The sequence below is a fragment of the Shewanella sp. 10N.286.51.B8 genome (assembly GCF_041469325.1).
Classification (GTDB): Bacteria; Pseudomonadota; Gammaproteobacteria; order Enterobacterales; family Shewanellaceae; genus Shewanella.
Map to the genome: position 1 here is coordinate 145,241 of NZ_JBFRKG010000018.1, position 19,826 is coordinate 165,066.

18 protein-coding genes and 1 tRNA gene are annotated in these 19,826 nt (G+C 40.7%); 11 read left to right on the plus strand and 8 right to left on the minus strand.

The features are described 5' to 3' along the window. Positions 1-55 precede the first annotated feature (55 nt). Entirely contained in the window at positions 56-1,048 is a 993-nt protein-coding gene (locus tag AB4160_RS08485) for a 2-hydroxyacid dehydrogenase (protein WP_102436694.1), read from the minus strand. Positions 1,049-1,228: 180 nt separating this feature from the next. Here AB4160_RS08485 and AB4160_RS08490 point away from each other — a divergent pair, with 180 nt between their 5' ends. The 4 genes from AB4160_RS08490 to asnC all read left to right on the plus strand — a co-directional run bounded on the left by AB4160_RS08490 (position 1,229) and on the right by asnC (position 3,371). Further along, the gene (locus AB4160_RS08490) at positions 1,229-1,648 is read left to right on the plus strand and encodes a hypothetical protein (RefSeq protein ID WP_102436692.1); all 420 of its coding nucleotides are present in this window, start codon (positions 1,229-1,231) and stop codon (positions 1,646-1,648) included. Positions 1,649-1,684: 36 nt separating this feature from the next. Continuing rightward, positions 1,685-1,975 carry a hypothetical protein gene (locus AB4160_RS08495; protein ID WP_102436690.1) on the plus strand — a complete coding sequence of 97 codons (291 nt, stop codon included), beginning with the start codon at positions 1,685-1,687 and terminating at the stop codon, positions 1,973-1,975. A gap of 135 nt (positions 1,976-2,110) precedes the next feature. Continuing rightward, positions 2,111-2,788 carry a bifunctional tRNA pseudouridine(32) synthase/23S rRNA pseudouridine(746) synthase RluA gene (gene rluA, locus AB4160_RS08500; RefSeq protein WP_102436688.1) on the plus strand — a complete coding sequence of 226 codons (678 nt, stop codon included), beginning with the start codon at positions 2,111-2,113 and terminating at the stop codon, positions 2,786-2,788. Positions 2,789-2,909: 121 nt separating this feature from the next. Next, the gene (gene asnC / locus AB4160_RS08505; RefSeq protein ID WP_076540553.1) at positions 2,910-3,371 is read left to right on the plus strand and encodes a transcriptional regulator AsnC; all 462 of its coding nucleotides are present in this window, start codon (positions 2,910-2,912) and stop codon (positions 3,369-3,371) included. A gap of 69 nt (positions 3,372-3,440) precedes the next feature. Here asnC and AB4160_RS08510 read toward each other — a convergent pair whose 3' ends face one another. Beyond that, complete coding sequence (locus tag AB4160_RS08510) at positions 3,441-4,763, minus strand: anaerobic C4-dicarboxylate transporter (protein WP_372004211.1); 1,323 nt, start codon at positions 4,761-4,763, stop codon at positions 3,441-3,443. 556 nt (positions 4,764-5,319) lie between these two features. On the opposite strand from AB4160_RS08510, the gene AB4160_RS08515 reads away from it, so the two are divergent. The 3 genes from AB4160_RS08515 (at position 5,320) to AB4160_RS08525 (ending at position 8,510) form a co-directional block, all read left to right on the plus strand. Then, on the plus strand, positions 5,320-5,886 hold the full coding sequence (locus tag AB4160_RS08515; protein ID WP_102520907.1) for an outer membrane beta-barrel protein: 567 nt from the start codon (positions 5,320-5,322) through the stop codon (positions 5,884-5,886). A gap of 344 nt (positions 5,887-6,230) precedes the next feature. Beyond that, a complete protein-coding gene (locus AB4160_RS08520; RefSeq protein ID WP_102520908.1) occupies positions 6,231-6,764 on the plus strand; it encodes a heme NO-binding domain-containing protein in 534 nt (177 codons plus the stop codon). A gap of 9 nt (positions 6,765-6,773) precedes the next feature. Then, positions 6,774-8,510, plus strand: a complete 1,737-nt coding sequence (locus AB4160_RS08525) for an ATP-binding protein (RefSeq protein ID WP_372004214.1) — start codon at positions 6,774-6,776, stop codon at positions 8,508-8,510. Between the two features lie 180 nt (positions 8,511-8,690). Here the strand turns inward: AB4160_RS08525 and AB4160_RS08530 are convergent. Then, positions 8,691-8,775 (minus strand) — tRNA-Leu (locus tag AB4160_RS08530). Between the two features lie 262 nt (positions 8,776-9,037). On the opposite strand from AB4160_RS08530, the gene AB4160_RS08535 reads away from it, so the two are divergent. After that, entirely contained in the window at positions 9,038-9,169 is a 132-nt protein-coding gene (locus AB4160_RS08535) for a DUF3149 domain-containing protein (RefSeq protein ID WP_076540587.1), read from the plus strand. A 95-nt stretch (positions 9,170-9,264) separates the two neighbouring features. On the opposite strand, the gene AB4160_RS08540 is transcribed toward AB4160_RS08535, so the two are convergent. Together AB4160_RS08540 and tcdA are read right to left on the minus strand one after the other, a co-directional pair. Next, complete coding sequence (locus AB4160_RS08540) at positions 9,265-9,876, minus strand: superinfection exclusion B family protein (protein WP_372004216.1); 612 nt, start codon at positions 9,874-9,876, stop codon at positions 9,265-9,267. A 242-nt stretch (positions 9,877-10,118) separates the two neighbouring features. Continuing rightward, the gene (gene tcdA / locus AB4160_RS08545) at positions 10,119-10,913 is read right to left on the minus strand and encodes a tRNA cyclic N6-threonylcarbamoyladenosine(37) synthase TcdA (RefSeq protein ID WP_102436769.1); all 795 of its coding nucleotides are present in this window, start codon (positions 10,911-10,913) and stop codon (positions 10,119-10,121) included. 405 nt (positions 10,914-11,318) lie between these two features. On the opposite strand from tcdA, the gene AB4160_RS08550 reads away from it, so the two are divergent. Together AB4160_RS08550 and AB4160_RS08555 are read left to right on the plus strand one after the other, a co-directional pair. Further along, on the plus strand, positions 11,319-12,365 hold the full coding sequence (locus AB4160_RS08550) for a porin (RefSeq protein ID WP_372004218.1): 1,047 nt from the start codon (positions 11,319-11,321) through the stop codon (positions 12,363-12,365). 490 nt (positions 12,366-12,855) lie between these two features. Beyond that, a complete protein-coding gene (locus AB4160_RS08555; RefSeq protein WP_372004220.1) occupies positions 12,856-13,905 on the plus strand; it encodes a porin in 1,050 nt (349 codons plus the stop codon). A 101-nt stretch (positions 13,906-14,006) separates the two neighbouring features. Here the strand turns inward: AB4160_RS08555 and AB4160_RS08560 are convergent, their stop codons facing one another. Both AB4160_RS08560 and AB4160_RS08565 read right to left on the minus strand, forming a co-directional pair. After that, on the minus strand, positions 14,007-14,666 hold the full coding sequence (locus AB4160_RS08560; protein WP_372004222.1) for a thiopurine S-methyltransferase: 660 nt from the start codon (positions 14,664-14,666) through the stop codon (positions 14,007-14,009). Between the two features lie 164 nt (positions 14,667-14,830). Continuing rightward, positions 14,831-15,187 carry a hypothetical protein gene (locus tag AB4160_RS08565; protein WP_076540594.1) on the minus strand — a complete coding sequence of 119 codons (357 nt, stop codon included), beginning with the start codon at positions 15,185-15,187 and terminating at the stop codon, positions 14,831-14,833. A gap of 276 nt (positions 15,188-15,463) precedes the next feature. Between AB4160_RS08565 and AB4160_RS08570 the strand changes: the two genes are divergently transcribed. Then, entirely contained in the window at positions 15,464-17,272 is a 1,809-nt protein-coding gene (locus AB4160_RS08570; RefSeq protein WP_102436672.1) for a protein kinase domain-containing protein, read from the plus strand. 124 nt (positions 17,273-17,396) lie between these two features. Here AB4160_RS08570 and AB4160_RS08575 read toward each other — a convergent pair whose 3' ends face one another. After that, complete coding sequence (locus tag AB4160_RS08575; protein WP_102475357.1) at positions 17,397-19,796, minus strand: zinc-dependent metalloprotease; 2,400 nt, start codon at positions 19,794-19,796, stop codon at positions 17,397-17,399. Positions 19,797-19,826 lie beyond the last annotated feature (30 nt).

Below are 19,826 nucleotides of genomic sequence, written 5' to 3' on the forward strand. Positions count from 1 at the left end.
AGCTTGGGTTAAGTCGATTTTTCTCAATCCTTTACAAACTCGAGCGACAACGGCACTAGTTGGTGAGTTCATTTACGCAGCGCTGACCATCAAGCAAGTCGGTGACATTTTGCAAGGTCGTTTGGGCAATCGCATTAAGCGCTTCAACGGTTAAGAACGCCTGATGTCCGGTAAAAATAACATTATGGCAAGCAGAAAGCCTTCTAAAGACATCATCTTGAATAATTTCATTAGAGTTATCTTGGAAAAACAGCTCTTTTTCATTTTCATAAACATCTAACGCCAATGAACCAATTTTACCGGTTTTTAACGCTTCCATGGCATCAATGGCATTGAGCAAGCCACCACGACTGGTATTAACCACCATCACCCCAGGCTTCATTTTTTCAAATGTCTTAGCAGATAACAGGTGATGATTTTCAGGTGTTAATGGACAATGTAAACTAATTACATCACATTGAGGATAGAGTGCTTCTAAGTCAATATACTCAACGCCTAATGCCTCAACTGCAGGATTAGGGTACGGATCGTAAGCCACCACTTTACAGCCAAAGCCTTGCAATATTTTGATGGTAGCAAGACCAATTTTACCGGTGCCAATCACTCCAACGGTCTTACCTTGCATATTAAAGCCCACCAGGCCAGTTAAGGCAAAATTCGCGTCTCTAGTACGTTGGTAAGCTTTATGAATTTTACGGTTTAGGGTTAACATTAAGGCAATGGTATGTTCAGCCACAGACTCTGGCGAATAGGCAGGCACATTAACCACTGTGATACCTAAGCGCTTAGCGGCATCTAAATCAACATTATTAAAGCCTGCACAGCGCATGGCGATAATCTTAGTACCGCCATTGGCAAGCTCAACCAATACCTCTTCACATAGGGAGTCATTGACAAAAGCACAAACCACTTCAAAACCATCAGCCAGTTTTACTGTTTGCATACAAAGTCGATAATCGAAATATTCAATCTCTGCGTTAAAGCCTGTATTCATGGCATCAAAATGCTGAATATCGTAGTGCTTAGCACTAAAGAACCCGATTTTCATCCTTAACTCCTGTGTTGTTTATTTGGCTCATTAAAAATGGATTGCCCGACTTTACCTATGTCAGTGCAATTGAGCGTTTGGTTAAAGCATAACAATAATTGAGTTTTTGCTACAGATCGCTGAACATTTTAGATCTTCTTGTTAAGCTGAGACATTACTCACAGGAATATGTGTATAGACATGTCAAAAAAGCAGCAGCAAGCAGTTTCAGAAGTTCAGTTTTGGATTCAACGTCTAGGAAAAACCAGCCTGAGAGCATTACATATTGTTGGTGTAGTCGGCGCTGGCGGTGGTATTCTGCTTGGCTTAGAGCAACCACTTTGGCTCAATTACTGGATCTTAGCCATGGTCAGTGGACTTGCATTATTGTCATGGGAAGTCATCAGAGATTGGCGCTGGCTTATCCAGCTAAAAGGAGTACTGACTATTTTTAAAGTACTGCTATTACTGCTGTTTATCCCTATGGCCAACTGGAAACCTGAAATTACTATTTTTATCATCCTATTATCTGTCATCGTATCCCATGGCCCTGCGGGTTTAAGACATTATTCAGTGGTTCATAGAAAAGTAATACATGGCAAAAAGGAAATAAAAGGTTAACCTAGGGTTACAACACATCAAGCTTAAGGTTAACAAATGTTCCCTTACCCAGAACAATATCGATTAGCAACACCGCCTTTAACCACAAGTTTTATGGTTTTTTGGGCTTTACTCAGCCACAGTATTTTTGCTGATGCGAGCCCATTTGCACTCTACCCTTTAATGGCGTTATTTCCGCTAGTGGTGTTCAGTCATGTGTTTTTAATTTGGAATGCCCAAGGGTTATCGCGCTTAGATCAAGGTTTTTATGCCTTAGTCCATATTCCGCTAGCCTTTGTGGTGTGGACATTCACCATCATGCACGTTAACGGCAATGCATTTTCATAAAAGCTTTTTAATAAACCATTAGTTCAAGTTTTGTATAAAAGCTATAACCCTCTTAAATAGGCTCAGATGACTTGCACTCACGCCAAGGGATAGGTATCTTTGCCGCGCATTCTCTATTAAGGCTAGGCGCAACACATGGCAGACTTTATCTATACTCCCCCAACCGATCCTTGGTTAGATATTATTCATGAAGATAAAGATATTATCGTTTTGAATAAGCCATCTGGATTGCTGTCTATTCCTGGCCGCCAAGCCCAATATCATGACAGCATCTATAGCCGAGTGCTTGAACGCTTTCCTAATTCACACATTGTCCATCGACTTGATATGGCTACCTCAGGGGTCATTGTAGTGGCGTTAAGGCGTAACGCTGAGCGTGAACTGAAACGGCAATTTCGCGATCGTGAAACCGCCAAAACATACTATGCCAGAGTCGCAGGCCATGTCAGTCCGGCCGTTAAGCAAGTTGATTATCCCTTAATTTGTGACTGGCCTAATAGACCAAAACAGAAAGTCGACCACCTTGTGGGGAAACCGTCTTTAACCCATGTTGAAGTGGTAAGCTATGGGAAAAAATCAACACTGGTTAAGCTAACGCCTATTACAGGGCGGTCCCATCAACTTAGAGTACATATGATGGCAATTGGCCACCCAATTTTAGGTGATGGCTTTTATGCTGATCCTTGGGCCAAAAGTCTATCAAACAGGCTGTTATTGCACGCAGCTGAATTAACCATAAAGCATCCTTACCATCAAACGCCATTAACCTTTAATGCTGAAGTGCCGTTTATAACGCCCTTAGATACACAATAATATCAGTCACAATTGACGATAAGTGCTTAGTAAAAAACTAATCATGAGAACTTTTTGATAGCCAATTATCACATTTATCCGTAAATTAATGTCTAATTATAATTTAATTAGGCATTTTACTATGGAAACTCCATTTCAGCGTGACCAGCTAGATAACCAAATCCTAGAAGCATTAATGCAAGAGGCCAGAACCCCATTTGCAGAGCTGGCAAAGCGTTTTGCAGTAAGTGCCGGCACCATTCATGTACGAGTGGAAAAAATGAAGCAAGCCGGCATTATCACTGGCGCGCGCATTACAGTAGACCCCAAAGCTCTAGGTTATGACGTTTGCTGTTTTATTGGGATTAACTTAAAAAGTGCCGGCGATTACCCTGCCGCGATCTCCAAACTCAATGCCCTTGAAGAAGTGGTAGAAGCCTATTACACCACGGGTAATTACAGTGTTTTTGTCAAAGTGATGTGCCAATCAATCGATGGCTTACAGCACGTGTTAATTAACCGCATTCAATCAATCGATGAAATTCAATCGACAGAAACCTTGATAAGCCTGCAAAATCCTATCGTTCGCGGTGTTAAGCCTTAAGCACTGAATTGTCGATACAAAAATGCCCAGCAATTGCTGGGCATTTTTGTCAGTTAATCTGGCGATAGACTAATGGTTTATCACCACTGTTGATAGGAAGTAGCCTAATACTGTTGCGGTACTCACCCCAATAAATCCAGGCACAATAAAGCTGTGATTTAGGACGTACTTACCAATATTAGTGGTACCAGAGCGGTCAAAACTGATTGCCGCTAAATCACTTGGATAAAACGGGAAAAAGAAATAAGCATAACAGGCTGGAATAACCCCAATCAGCACAGGGGCAGGAATGCCTAATGCAAAGCCCAGCGGAAACATAATGGTTAGCACGGCTGCCTGACTTTTTAAGAATATTGATGCCATAAACATCGCAATGGCAAACGACCAAGGGTAAGCACTAACTAAATCACTCAATGAGCTCACTAAGTAACTCTTATGGTGGCCAATAATGGTGTCACTTAACCATGCGATACCAAAGATAATCACCACCGCCGTCATACCGGCTGTAAACACATTGCTGCTAACGATTTTTTGCGGCGAGACTTTTGTTGCCAGTAAAATAATGGCGCCAACGGATAGCATCATAAACTGAATGGCTACCGACATTTTTACGCCTTCAGGCAGTAATTCTTTGCTGAACATTGCCAACATGATCACAGATAAAATACCGCCTAAAAACAGCATTAAGCCTCTTTTCGCTATGGTATCGGTATGGGCTTGATCATCCGTTTCAATTTCTGGGTCAATTAAGTTGTTTTTAAACTCGTCATCTTTTAAACGCGCTTGAAAGTCTTCATCTTTATCAAGATCTTTACCGCGATTTAAGCTCCAAGCACAACCTGCTAATACGCCCACTAAAGTCGCCGGGATAGTGACAGATAAAACATTGATTAAGCTAATATCAAGATGATTATCCATTGCCGTTGCCATAACCACTGCGGCGGCTGCGGCAATTGGGCTGGCTGTAATGCCCATTTGTGATGCCACGGTAGCCATTGCTAAAGGACGCTCAGGGCGGATACCTTTTTTATAGGCCACGTCATAAATAACCGGTAATAATGGATAAACCGAATGACCCGTACCCACTAACACAGTTAATGAATAAGTACATAATGGCCCTAAAAAGGTAATTTGATTGGGGTGTTTTCTTAATAGTTTTTCAGCATACTTGACCAATAATTTCAGGCCACCAGTTGCTTCTACCGTCGCTGATGCCGCGACAACCGCTAAAATAATTAACATCACGCTGACAGGCGGTGAACCGGGGGCGACTCCGAAAGCAAACGCTAATACGGAAACCCCTAAGCCTCCTAATAACCCAAATGCGACCCCGCCATGACGGATCCCCACAAAGATCACTGCAAGCAATAACAACATGTGAACATAAAACATTAGCCAATCTCCTTAGCAAAACCCTATCGTTTTCGAATCTGACTTGTGACAACTAAGCCATTAGCTAACTCAACAACAGCGTTAATTATCGACAAAATCATATCGATACAATTTCAAAATATGTTTCAATTATCTGAATTTATGGCTTAAATTTTAGTTATCTTTCTTACTTAGCCACATACAAGGTTATACATGAAAAATCATCCTCAAAAGTGGGCTAAAAAACAATAAAGTGACAAAGCGCATACAATCCCATAACTATCTTTCATATTTGTGATCTACCAATAATTAAGTCATATGTGATATGGCACCTCGATTCAAAAATTAATTCGATTGCAGTTTCCCAGAGCCTATTTAAGCCAAAACATTGCCAGCAAAAAACCAGTGATAAAACCAGTTCTACCCAGGTAAGAAATACATAACTCTTCTAAGCGATATGAAAATAGCAACGATTTCATTCAGTAACGATTCAGCTAGCTCGCACTATGGTGACCTCAACAGCAAAAAAACACTGTGAGAAATTATTAATAGTGATTATTTACACTTGGAGTAAAAAATGAAAACGAAGCATCTTGTTCTAGCGGGTTTAATCTCATCGGTAATGTCAGTTCCTGCTATGGCATCAGATTGGTTTGTGGGTGGCGCAGCAGGTTATCAGCAAGATACCTATAAAATGAAATCTAGTGCAGAAAGTAATCAGAGAAATATAGAAGAAGATATAAGCTACCAATTTAGAGTGGGTAACTACCTCAATGATAACAACCGTATATACGCCACCTACGGCTATAACTCTGATGATATAGCAAGACAACAAACCTTTTTATTATCATATGATTACCTTGTTGGCTTAGGTGACAGTAATAAAATGAACTGGTTTGTTGGTGCAACTGCAGGTATGACGCATAACGGGATTAAAGACAGTGGCTTTGACTCTAAAAATACCTTTGTATGGGGCGGTCAAACAGGTTTGATGTATAACATTAATAACAGCTGGTCTACTGAAGTGGGTTACCGCTATTTAAAACAAGATTATGATGTAAACGCATCTAATGGGGCGAATAGTGCCAGCTACTCATTAAATGATACACAGCAAGTGTATTTGGCTATTGATTATAAGTTCTAAGCTTAACGCCAATTTAAAGTCTCTATAGCCGATGAAACAAATAAGGATGCCTTGGCATCCTTTTTCATTAGCTGAAAATAAGAACACTATTATTCAACTTTATTTACGCGATCGCATCCATTCCACATAGGTCACGATTGAAAGGATTAAAGACTCAGAGCTTGTCTGAGCAATCACCCCAATAATAACTAACCTTGCTAAGTTTCATCGCTGACCAAATCAGTTCGCCCGAGTATCAGAATAGTTTTACAACATTCCTGTTTATCTAAAAAAACTGCGATTAACTGCAGAGTAATGTCATTTTATGCCTATACTCAATACAAAGACATTAATTAAAGATGATTATGAAGGGTATTATTTTTTCTGAGTTTTTAGAACTTGTTGAAACCACATTTGGTTTAGAAGTATGCCAAAAAATACTTGATGAAAATGCAGATGAAGGAGTGTATACCTCCGCTGGCACCTACGATCATAAGGATTTAGTAAAACTGATTATCTCTTTAAGTAAAATAACAGGTATCAGTATTGAAGAATTACAGGCTGTATATGGTAAATCAGTATTCACTAATTTACTAGACAGTATGCCAGAGCTTAAAATTAACTCGAGCTCGACTTTTCAATTTATTACCCAAGTCGAAGAATATATTCATCTTGAAGTTAAAAAGCTTTACGGCGATGCAAAGCCACCCAAGTTTGACCTTATTTCAAGCAGTGAATATGACATGGTGTTAGATTATATTTCTGCCCGTTGTTTTTCTCATGTTTGTTTTGGCCTCATTGAAGGCTGCGCTGAATATTTTAATGAAAAAATTGATATCCAAATGAAACCGATTCAAGCGGACGGTTCTCAGGTTCGCTTTACATTGACCAAAGTTTAGGCTTTATAAATGGATAGTGAAAAAACAATAGAACTGCTTAAGAAAAAGATTCAACGAGAAACTAAAATTCGCAAAGCAGCTGAATCGCTATTGGAAGAAAAAAGTACCGAACTGTATTTCGCAAAATTACTTGTGGAAGACTCTTTAGTTGTTGCAAAAAAACAAGCTGAACAAGATGAACAACTGCTGATCTTCATCAATAAATTAGAATCCACCCTGTCACATTATAACTCGCAGTTATTACAAGTCCCTCCCAGTGAGCAGGTGATCCAACAATTACTTGAAGATCTGATGGATACTGCCAGTATTAAAGCAATCCGGCTGTCTTCCAGCTTGGATATATTAGAAAATGAACACTTACAATCCGGTGAAGCAACCACCTTTGATGAGTTTCCAACCCCGAAAAATAACTTCCAATGGAATCAAGATAAAACCGAGCTAGTAGTATATCTGCAATTTGGACCTAAAAAAGTGGGCCGATTACATTTTATTTTCCGTACCAGCCCTCAAGAAAGCTGGCATCGCGTGATTGAAAAACAGTACTGTTTAATTGCCGATATGATAAGTGCCTCTTTTCAGCGCCAATTATTACTTAACAAAACCATTAAGGAAAAAATAAGAGCGGAACACTCTGAAAAGTCGACCCGTGACTTTGTGGCAATGATTAACCATGAATTAAGAACCCCCTTAAATGGCTTACTTGGGGCAGCGGAGCTCATGGAGGACACCTCTATTACCAGCTACCAAAAAAAATTACTCATGAGCGTACATCAAGCGGGAGAAATGCTTCGAGTTATTATTAATGACTTACTTGATATCAGCAAAATGAACGCTGGTATGCTTGAGTTGAAATTAGCCACTTTCAGCCCGCAAACCCTAATTGATACCATAGAACAAATTTTTATTGAGAAAATCAAAGCCAAGGGACTGACATTCAGTTGCGAAAATGACCAATCAATACCTACCACCCTGCTTGGGGATGCAGACAGGATTAAACAAATCCTAATTAACCTAATCGGCAATTCAGTTAAATTTACCAATCAAGGATCGATTCATCTACACACATCATGGCAAGACACGTCATTGATTTTTATTATCTCTGACACTGGCTGCGGCATCCCCCAAAATAAGCAAGCAAGCTTATTTGAGCCCTTCACCCAAGTCGATAACTCTAGCCAAAGAAAGTTTGAAGGAACAGGTTTAGGGCTATCCATTTGTAAGCAGTTGATTGAATTGATGAATGGTGAGGTCAGCTTCGTCAGTACCCTTGATAAAGGGACAGAGTTTACCGTTAAGCTTCCCCTTGAACTTGCCGTAGAAAATAACCAAAGTGTTATTGAGGTAAACAGGAATACTCACAGTATCAATCATCTACGCATTTTAGCCGTAGAAGACATCAAGACCAATCAAGTTATTTTAGGGATGATGCTAGATAAATTTAGCATTAACTATCAGTTCGCTGATAATGGAGAACTAGCCCTTGAAGTCTTAAAAAATAATGAATTTGATATCATTTTAATGGATTGCCGTATGCCCATTTTAGATGGATTTCAAACAACAAAGTACTTACGTAAACAGGGTTATACTAAACCGATAATTGCACTAACGGCTGGCACAACATCCACTGAAGTCGCTGAGTGCGTTGAATCAGGCATGAATGACATTTTACACAAACCTTATAAACTTAAAGAGTTGGAGGCCGCGTTAAAAAAATGGAGCTATGGGCTACAACACTATGATATTTAGCTTTCGAAGCTAGCGCTTTAGCGGGTAATTGTGTCTCATACAACAAAGCAATGAACGCAATGAACGAAATGAACGAAATGAACGAAATCAACACAATTACTATTAGGAAATTAAACCTGGCTTGGTAAATTTCAAGCACAAAAAAACCGACTTACGTCGGTTTTATCCTCAAAGAGGAGATGGTACCAGCGGTCGGACTCGAACCGACACGTCTTTCGACAGGGGATTTTGAATCCCCCATGTATACCAATTTCATCACGCTGGCATCATATTGTAGTCAATCAAGCTTGGCTCAATTGAGTGACGGAATTATACCTAGGCCAATGACAATGGCAAGCCCTTTCATAAGCAAAATGATCAAATCAATCTCAATAGCTTAAATCTCATTCAAGTAGAGTAAATTTGCGCTAATCGACATTAATAAATCTTCCCCATTAAAAAGCACTGACTTTATTGATCAAGATCATAAATGTTAAGAAATGAAAATAGTATGTTAAAGCTAGTTTTACAATGAAAGGATAATGATTATGGCTTTTTGGTTAGATTTAATGTTTGGTAACGCAATCGGATTGCTGTCAATGATTGTTATCTTCTGCACCATGGGGATCATGTCTTACATGATGTGGATGTTTATTGTGAAATCTGCTCCTAAGGAATAGTTACTACCCTCCTTCTATAATTTTTGTTATTTGTTATTTGTTTCTTTAGGGGGCTTTCGCCCCCATTTTTATGTTTATTAAACCTAATTTTTAGATTACGCGGCATGCTTTCTAGATTGCACTAGACCATTTACAAACTGTGGTCGCGCTTTAATAAGGTGATTAAGCTCTTCCTTACTTGGCTCGCCTGCGGGTAATCTCAATACTTCACGATTTAAATACAAACGCGCTTTCATTGAAATTTTATACTCAGCAGTCGGTCCTTGAATCGCATAGTGACGCTCATTACCCACTAACTCTAAAATATTACTGTCCACTAGACCTTTAACTGCCAATTCGTTTTGCGGTAGCGCCAAAATTGTCGCTCCCTGTAAAAAGAACTCTCGCAGTAACGCTCGCTCAGCGGGATCGAGTAACTTAACTTTGGCTTCTATGGTTTCAACAGCGCGTTTTTCTTTTAAAATCCCAATCGTCTCGTCAACCACAAAGGTGAATAATTGGCTTAAGAAAAAAGCGGCACCAACAATGAGCCCTAAGCCAATAAAATGGCCATAATCTGACACCAGAGCCGACAAAGAAAGCGTCTCAAGCACGTGCTGAGGTGCAACTAATAATACCGCACAAGCGATCACTAACCACAGCATAGTGCTGACTAAAACGCGTTTGATATTCACTAAATTTACAGCCTTTAATTTCATTTTCATCATCATGCTATCCACAGTGTCAGATTTTTGAATCTAGACTTAGTAAAGCAATTTCAATGCCAATAAAATGAGAAATGAATAAAAGCAGTTAACGCAATGACTTATTTAGAGGGAAGAGCAAACAACGGCAGTTAGGCGCATCAAATAAGCTGTTTAATGCGCCATGAAGATCGAAACTAAGCTATAGGTTAAATGAGATTGATAAGCTAAACGTTAAGCTTAAAAATATTGGCATTCTGTATACATTATTTGGCTGCCAATTTGGCTAATACTCGACTTGCAGCAATAAAACCAAAAGTGCCAGTAACCATAGTCACTGCGCCAAAGCCTGACGCACAATCCATTCTCATACTGCCATCGGCGCTATTTTTAGTACTGCAGACGCTACCATCATTTTGAGGATATACCAGTTGTTGCGTTGAAAACACTGCGTCAACGGCAAACCTGCGGGCAACATTTTTTGAAAAGTTATATTCTCTACGCAAAATGTTTCTGACTTTCGCTAATAATGGGTCTTGATAAGTTTTAGCTAAATCGGTTAACTGAATTTGAGTGGGATCGGTTTGACCTCCCGCGCCACCTACGGTGACAATTTTCAGCTTATTTCTTTTACACCAGGCAATTAACGCCGCTTTTTGTTTGACGGCATCAATACAGTCAACCACATAATCAATCGCTAACGGACTGGCTTTACTACCCAGATGCTCCGCCAAATTATCGACAGTGATAAAGTCTTCGACTTCATTCACCACGCACTCAGGATTAATTTCAATAATTCGCTGCGCCATTACTTCAACTTTGGACTGGCCGATGGTGGATGCAATTGCGTGAGATTGACGATTGGTATTAGTGACACATATGTCATCTAAATCAATCAGTGTTATTTGCCCTATACCACTTCGAGCCAGCGATTCGGCGACCCAAGTCCCTACCCCACCAATACCGATGATCACGACATGTGCATTAGCAAAGTTTTCCAATGCCGCTTGACCGTATAGTCGACCTATACCACCAAAACGATTTAAGTATGATTCAGACAACATGTATTGCTCTTTAAACTCTCAATGTGGGGGCGGTATTTTATACGAAATCAACGCAGATCTGAATGTATTCCTCAATTAAACCTTAGTTAAACCCTAGTTACACACTGAAACACCTATTACCTAAACCCGCAACATGCAGCAAAAACAAAGAAAGCCAGTTAACCGCACCAATAAAACTGTTAACTACGATTTAAGTCATTGTAAATCATAATGATACATATAAATTAAATCCAACCTAAAGTGACATAGATCACGCTTTGGTATGAACTTTTTGTGGCAATATCCTCCACAGAACAGGAATTACTATGAATAACGATAAGGTTGATAACCCAGTCGTTATTTTCTATCAATATCAGCAAGCATAGCTGATAAAAATCAAGCCCTTACCAAAGGAAGATTAAGATGAAAAAAAAAAAACTGATCACTGCAGCTATTTTATCTTGCACTGCAATGACCTCTTTTACTGCTCTAGCTGATGGCCCAAATTTTTATGGCCGCGCCGATCTTGCAATCACCAACTCTAGTGAAGGTATTGCAACTCAAAATCAAAAAGATGGCACTGTCCTTGAAAACAACTTTTCATGGTTGGGTGTTAAAGGCGCTGAAAAAATCAGTGACAACGTAGAAATCTTATACCAAATGGAGTTTGGCGTTTCTAACTTCGATAACTCTGGTAACACTTTTGCTGCTCGTAACAGCTTTTTAGGTATTAAAACAGTTGCAGGTACCGCATTAGTGGGTCGTAACGACACTGTGTTCAAAGCAGCAGAAGGTGGATTTGATTTATTTGGTAACAGTAACTCTGATATCGATTTATTAGTTGTTGGTCAAAACCGTGAAGCTGATGGCATTAGCTATTACTCACCAAAAATTGCAGATTTAGTGACATTAAATGCGACTTATTTAATGGATGATAATCACGAATCAACTAGCAGTTCTATGTATGCATTAAGCGCAACTGTTGGTGATAAAGCATTTAAAACACATAACTTTTATGCAGCTGCAGCATACCAAGATGGTATCAGCGATGTAGAAGCATACCGTGGTGTAGTACAAGCTAAATTTGGTGACTTTATTGTTGGCGGTTTATACCAAAACAGTAAAAGCCAAAAAGCTGAACTAGCTCATCTTGAAGGTGATAGCTACTACGTAAACCTAGCTTACCTAATGGGTAACCTCAAGCTTAAAGCCGCTTACGGTTATGATGATTCAGGTCTTGGTAAGTACGCTAGCCGTTTAGTTGGTACTGATAGCGATAAAAATAGCAACCTTAAAAACATGAATGAGTTTGAAATCAGCCAATTTAGTGTTGGTGCAGATTACCGCGTTAGCCCAAGTACCTTAGTATATGGTCACTACACTAAGTATGATGGCGACATGGTACTAAACCAAACTAGCCAAAGCTTAAATGACGATATCGTGACTGTGGGTTTACGCTACGATTTCTAACTCATCACAGCGACTTATTAACGGCTTAATCATCGTTTTTAAGCGTTAATTTATCTACCGATATGATGATTAAAAACGGTCTATTTAGGCCGTTTTTTTTGTTTTAGTCATTAGAGGTTGATTTTAATGACCTAATAGCTAAAAAAACTGCAATAACAACACTTCAAAGCTCCCACTTAAGCAATCCCTAAACCTGATGTAGATCTCATAAAGTACTGGGCTAGCGCATTTTTAATTAGATGTGAACCTCTCTAAATAGGTATAACGCTATAAAAGTGTTAACCAAAACCCAAATACACAGCATTTATCACATCTTTTACACACCAATTTCACCTCAAAACAAAAAACTTGATCTAGACCACAACTTTTTAACGATAAACCTGTAAATATTGCAACAAGTTTGTTACGCAGAGTGTTCTGCGAAAAATACCACTAAAACAATCCCATATAAATGGGGATAGAACATCATGTTCTAAAGGGAGTATGAAAGATGAAAAAGACATTATTATCTGCATCAGTTGTATCGGTTTTAACCCTCACTTCGTTCGCTGCGCTAGCCGACGGTCCTGATTTTTACGGTCGCTTAGATTTATCGGTGACTAACACTGACACAGGCTCAACCCTACAGTCTGGCACTAATTCTAAAAAGGATGATAATGACAAAATTATATATGAAAGTGGCACTTACATTGAAAATAACTTCTCAAACTTAGGCGTTAAAGGCACTGAAAAAATTGCTGATGGCGTTGACGTAGTTTACCAAATGGAGTTCCAAGTAGAAAACACTTCAGGAAAAGGTGATGTATTTAAAGCGCGTAACACGTTTTTAGGCCTTAAAGGCAGTGGTGGTACCATATTAGTGGGTCGTAACGACACTGTATTTAAAGCAGCAGAAGGTGGATTTGATGCGTTTGGTAACACCAACGCCGATATGGATCGTCTATTAGGTGGCCAAGTGCGTAGTGCTGATGGCTTCTGGTATTACTCTCCAGTTATGGCTGACATCTTTGCCATTAACGCCACCTATTTAATGGAAGATAACAACGGTAATGATGACGCACAGTATGCCGTAAACGTTACTTTTGGTGACAAAGGCTTTAAAAAGCACAATTACTACGTAGCAGGCGCTTACAACAAAGGAATTGGCGGTATTGACGCATACCGCGCGGTAGGTCAATTCAAAGTAGGTGATGTCAAAATTGGCGGTTTATTCCAAAATGCTGAAAGCACAAGCAATTCAATCCAAGAGGGTAACTCTTATTTAGTCAATATCGTTTACAACATTAGTGGCGTAAACTTGAAAGCTGAATACGGTATGGATGAAGCCGGTTTTGGTAACTACTACAAAAATTCAGGTGGTGTAGCTTCAGATGACATTAATGTATCTAACTTTACCATTGGTGCTGATTACCGCATTTCTAAATCTACCTTAGTATTTGGCCACTATGCAATGTATGAAGGTGACTATAAAGTTGCAGGTGCTAAAACTGACTTAGCTGATGATAGCGTGTTCAGTGTTGGTATGCGTTACGATTTCTAAATATTCTTTTTAAATCGAAAAACGAATATAAAAAGCTAATATAAAAACTAAGGCGACCTTCAAGGTCGCCTTTTTATTGTATTTTTTCAACCAGCCAAAGTTTAGGCTTTGCGGGTTAGCTTATATGCAGCTTCATTTAGCCAAGAGACATTCTTATTTAAAAATCGAGGGTTATCCGCTAGTACATCAGCGCACTCGAGTAATTCAATCTCGAAATATGGCGCCAGGTATTGTTCAATCCACTGCGGGCTCACCGCAAATGGCGGGCCATTAAGCTCTGCTTGTGGGTAATCTAAGGTAATCAATAACCCTTTAACTTTAGCCGGAATTAACTTGGCAAGCTGTTGTGCATATTGCTGGCGCATTTGCTCTGGCCAAGCAATTAAGGCGGCGCGATCGTAAAAAGCCTGAATCGACTTTGTCGCCGTTAATGGTAGGGTAAAAATATCACCTTGAATAAGGGTTACTTGATCAGCACAAAAAAATTGATGCTCAGCTTGCGAAGTCATGCTCACAGGCAAATTATTGTCGCTAAAAAAGTCCTCAACAGCGGTTTGGCTTAGCTCACAGCCAACAACATCATGGCCTTGCTCTGCAAGGTAACACATGTCTAATGACTTGCCACATAAAGGTACAAACACCTCTGCGCTGTTATCGACGGCAAGTGTAGACCAATACTTTACTAAAAATGGATTCACTTGCGGCTGATGAAAACCGATTTGTTGTAACTGCCACTTCTCATGCCAAAAACTCGCTTCCATGTAGATAAACTCAAGTCAGTAAATAATGCGTCTAACTCTAATCACTCTAAAAGTGAGATGCAACACTAAAAAGCTTAAACCCGTAAACCACAGTTTGAACCCGACAAACGACAACTTTGATTGACTAAACCTAAGCTATAAAGCAACAGTAATGGCAATGTCTGCTACTCTTGTTCAGCTTTACCTTGAAGCACATGCTGAACTTTTTTAAGCCACTTGCAGTTATCACATTGACAATTACGACGTGATAAATGATGTGGGCTCAAATTCGAGTCAATAAAGTCCACCGCAATCAACAACTGTTGTTTCAGATCTTCCACTGATTTTTTCTCAAGGGCCACCAGTTCATCATTATGATTCATCCAAATGCACTCTTCGCCCTGATGACAAGTAGTACATTGCTCATCACTGGCATTATAAAACACCGCATGTGGACAGTGAGTAACTTCCATCGACTGTAAAATACGTTGCCGTGGAAAAGGAAATAGTGAAATTAAATCCGCTTTGTTAATGGTAGGCATAAGCACTCCTTGATTAAACCGAATATTTTTACTTACTTAAATACTACCTACCTAACGCACAAAACAATTTGACTCACGTCAAAGTTTACAACAGCTAATTTTTACGATAGGTCGGTTTGAGATCTAGGTGAGGTTAATTTGCTTTATAAAGGCTAAAACAGAAAAAAAATCGGCTCAATCAATCCAATAGCTTGCCAGCAATGTGTAAATATGAGTTTATGAGATAAGCCAATACCAATACACTCAACAGGCACCTTGGTACATAGGAAGTTAATTTTGCAAACACCGCAGTTACAGCATTTTTATATCAATGAAGAGCAATCAGTTTACCTGCTCAAGGCTGAAGATGCCCGTAAGCATCGAGCCTGGATCCGTTTATGTAAACAGCAACTAAGCAAGCTTGGTTATCATGATATCGAGTTTATCGGCAAAGGTGCCTATGGCTTTGTGTTTGCGGGTATCAATGATATTAGCCAATCCCATGTGTTTAAGTTTTCCCGCATTACCCTGCCACGAAGCGTGCAAGATAGACTTGAAGAAGAAGCCTTCATGCTCAGTCAATTAGTGCACCCTAATGTCCCTAACGCCATCAAATTTGAGCGGGTCGGCAAGCAAGGCATTATGGTCATGGAGCGAGCCAAGGGTGAAGATCTCGATAAAATCTGTCACCGAATGGGGACGTTACCCATAGCCATGATCATCAGCATTGCACGGCAATTGGCCAATTTATTGTACTACCTGCGCACAGGTAAATGCTTAGTCCATGGCGATATTAAGCCATCAAATTTAGTGTATGACATTGAAAACGACCATTTATCACTCATTGATTGGGGCTCGGCGGTGTTTGCCCAACGTGATGAGCATAATAACTCGGTTGAAGACAATGTGATGTCCTTGATGTCGAGCGATCAACAACACACCAACGCCAGAATGGGCGATGTGTACTTTATCGGTGAAGATCAGCTTAATGGGGCGTTATCCAGTCCAAGATTTGATGAGCAAGGGGTGGCAGCCACCTTATACGCACTGGCATCAGGGCAAATTAGCCGCTTTGGCAGTAAAGTGATCACCGCCAGTAGTTTAGGTTTACCCATTGAGCTGGCCCGCACTTTAGATGGCATGCTTAGCGATGACCCCAGCAGACGTAATTTAGCCGGTGATTATTTTTTAAAGAGCATGCGCCACAATCACCGTATGCACTTGCCACACCTTGGGGCTCAGCCGTTAATTGAAGATATACCACTGTGGGTTTTACCAAAGCAAAAACAAGTCGAAACCGTGAGTTACAGTTCCAGAAAATCATTTTTAAAGGAACATAACACCCAAGACCCCATTACGAAGATGGATGATATTCAATTAGAAAAATATTACCGTAATTTTCTTGCGGGCATGGGTGACACTGAAAAAGGCTTTATTGCCGCAGTGGGTAAATTAGCCCAATACCCGATTGTGGGAGGCCTTGCCATTCATTGGCGTAAAAGCGGCGTCTATATCGACTCTAACCTTGCTATTTATGACCCCGACACTAAGGAAGTGTTAATCCAAGCGGTCAATAATATGGTGACCTTAGCCCGCGGCATTCGACGTATCGGGGTATTTAAAGCCTGCTTTTTTAACGCTAAAGACACCTTACATTTAGAGCGAAACAATCCATCTGAGCCATATAAAATGGTCAACGATGCGCAATTAAGTTTTGAAGTGGGTGATGTGCCCGCATCAGAAGGCCGTTCGCGGCTACATTCTTACTTTGAAGATGGTAAAGATCCTGAAGAGAACCTTGAGCTGCCCACCGAGATCATGACAGAACTGGGTTGGATAAACCAAATTCATCATACCGGCTGTATTATTTTTGAAGCCTTACCTAACCATCTAAAAATACACAGTTATTTGCGCTTATTAAACCCGAGAAAACAAGCAGCTTTTAGAGCTTCTCTGGATAGAATCTTATTTCATGCCAGTAAGATCCAAGGCCATGGGGTCTCAGGTTTTATGAAACTGCCTTATAAAAATACCCGTCAGTTTTCCCATATTGATCATAAAGCGGATCATTTTTACCCTAAAAATCCAAAGCAAATAGCAGAGTGATTATCTGCAGATGTCATCTCATCGGCTAAATTACTGCCAATAAAAAGCCCTGTTAGTCCGAGCATACCGGCTTAACAGGGCATTTTTAGCCACGCACTTATAACGAGCAGTTCATAGCAAAAAACTAAATTGGCGAACCCGGTGGCATCATTAGAGGTTTGGCAATAAAGCGATACTCCGCTGACTCAAGCCCTTTGGCTAAACCTTGCAATAACCATTCAAAATGGGCAGCTTGATAATTACTGGCGCGATTGCTACGGCGCTTTAATTGCTTCTCGGCATACGTTAAGCGCGCTAACAATTGCGCTTTTACTTCAGCTGAGGTGTTGTCGTTATGGTAGCTAGATAGTAACTCATCTAATACCACGGTATTGACACGCATCTGCACAGCTAACAACTGCCCACGCTGTAAATCTTGAAAAAGCGTTTTCGCCAATAACTTATCGATGAGACTCACCACAGATAACTGCTCTGAATCATCCATAAAGCCTTGATTGACACGGTTTAATCTTTCTGGAACTAATATTCGGCTTACCACATGGCGGCTCATCACCTCTGCCATTCCTATGGGGTCGGTTAACACCCCAATGCCAGAATCAAAGCTTTCTCGGGTTTTGCGGTAATTACCTGCTTTAGGCACTAATAACTCAGTGACTTCAGTCGGTACTGCTAAGCTTTCAGCCGATAGTAGCGCTAATAAAGAGCTTAAGGCTTCAGTTTGTAACTTGGGCGATAAATAATGCCAGCGCTCAGCTGAGCCATGCTGCTGATAGCTATAATCACTGCCACCAATCCACTTCGCTGCGGCATCCACTTGAAAACGGGTCAGTAAGTAAATTGGCACAAACACATCGGCAAGTTCACCTAGTGGCTGCTCTTGCAGTAAGGCATTGGCATTAAACTGCTCAATTGCCTTGCGGCGCACTTGCTCTAATCGTGTTAGTTCTGCTGCTGCAGAGTTACCGTTATCCCATAAACTTGCATAGGCATGGCTTGCTGATGCTGAGCGGGAATCTGCTTCACCAATGTAACGCAATCCTGCTGTTCTGGCTTGTTTCACTAGCTCGTCAGCATTAGCTTTATCGCCATAGCCGTAAGCAATAGTAAACTTGTCCCACTCACCAATGCCTTCAACGTATGGCGCTGAAATATCAACTTGATCCCCTTTAAGGGTAATGTTGGGATGGGGATAATCCATCACCGAAGCATTGTCATTGGTTGAGGCGGCAAAGTTATGATCTAGCCCCAAGGTATGGCCAATCTCGTGAGCTGACAATTGGCGTATACGCGCCAATGCTAAGGCCATTGATGCCTCAGCAGCGGCATCTCGGTCTTGCCAACCTGCGGTTAAACCGCGAGCAATAAGGTGGTCTTGTTTAACCCGCAAACTCCCAAGGGTGACATGGCCTTTAATGATCTCACCGGTGCGCGGATCTTTAATTGACGCGCCATAAGACCAGCCGCGAGTCGCACGATGCACCCATTGGATCATGTTATAACGAATATCTTGTGGGTCGGCATCTTCTGGTAATATCTCCAGCTTAAAACCATTAATAAAGCCTGCTTCATTAAAGGCTTCTTCCCACCAGCGGCCACCATCGAGTAATGCTGAGCGAATAGGCTCTGGCACGCCAGGATCAAGATAATAAGTAATCGGTTTAACCACTTCACTAGGAGCAATACCTGGGGTGACTTTTTCAAGTCGATGACGTAAAAGATATTGTTTGCTTACTGGCGAGTCGATAGGCGCAGAGTAATCAAAATACTCATCTGATAAATAACCACTCATCGGCTGATAAGCGCGGGGCTGATAACCCGCTTCTGGCAAGGCCACAAAAGAGTAGCGCATTCGCACTGAAACAAACTTGCCATCTGGAGTCACCTGCTTAACAAATTCGCCAGCTTTAGCGCTATTGAAAGTCAGTAAAACATCGACATCGGCATTTTGCTCAAATGACTTAACTCCTTGGGGTAAGATAACTGAGCGGGATTTATCCAAGGTATAACTGCCTTGCTTAGTGTCAGCTAAACGCTGAGAAACCCCATGTAAATCATTAATCATTAGATCATTAACCGCAACTAGCGGCGTTTTACCTTCGACCACTTTACCGCGCCATAATACCGATTCAGCAAACGCCTCTTTGACCGCTAGCTGTTCCGCTGGGTTATCGCTTGATGCCCGATAAAAGGTATTTAACTGTTTAAGCAGAATATAAGGACCGTGGCGCTCAAATTGCACCATGCGTGTTTGCCCGAGCTGGCCTCGGTCTAGGCCTATATCATTAGAACCAACGCCATGGGGTAAACTGCTGATCAGTAAAAAGGGCTCATTGAGTCGGTTTGCTTCTAAAAACAATTCCCCAGAGCTATTTTGGAAATAAAAGTTGATAAACCCTTGGGCTTTGTCACTTTGCTTTATCACTTTCTGCGCCGCTGAGGTCGCAGCGTAAGTCATAATTGGGGTTGCCATGAGTACTGGCGTTAATGCCATGACTGAAGCAAGCGCCATACTTTTACGATCCATTCAACACTCTCCCTTGTTGTTGTGCTCAGG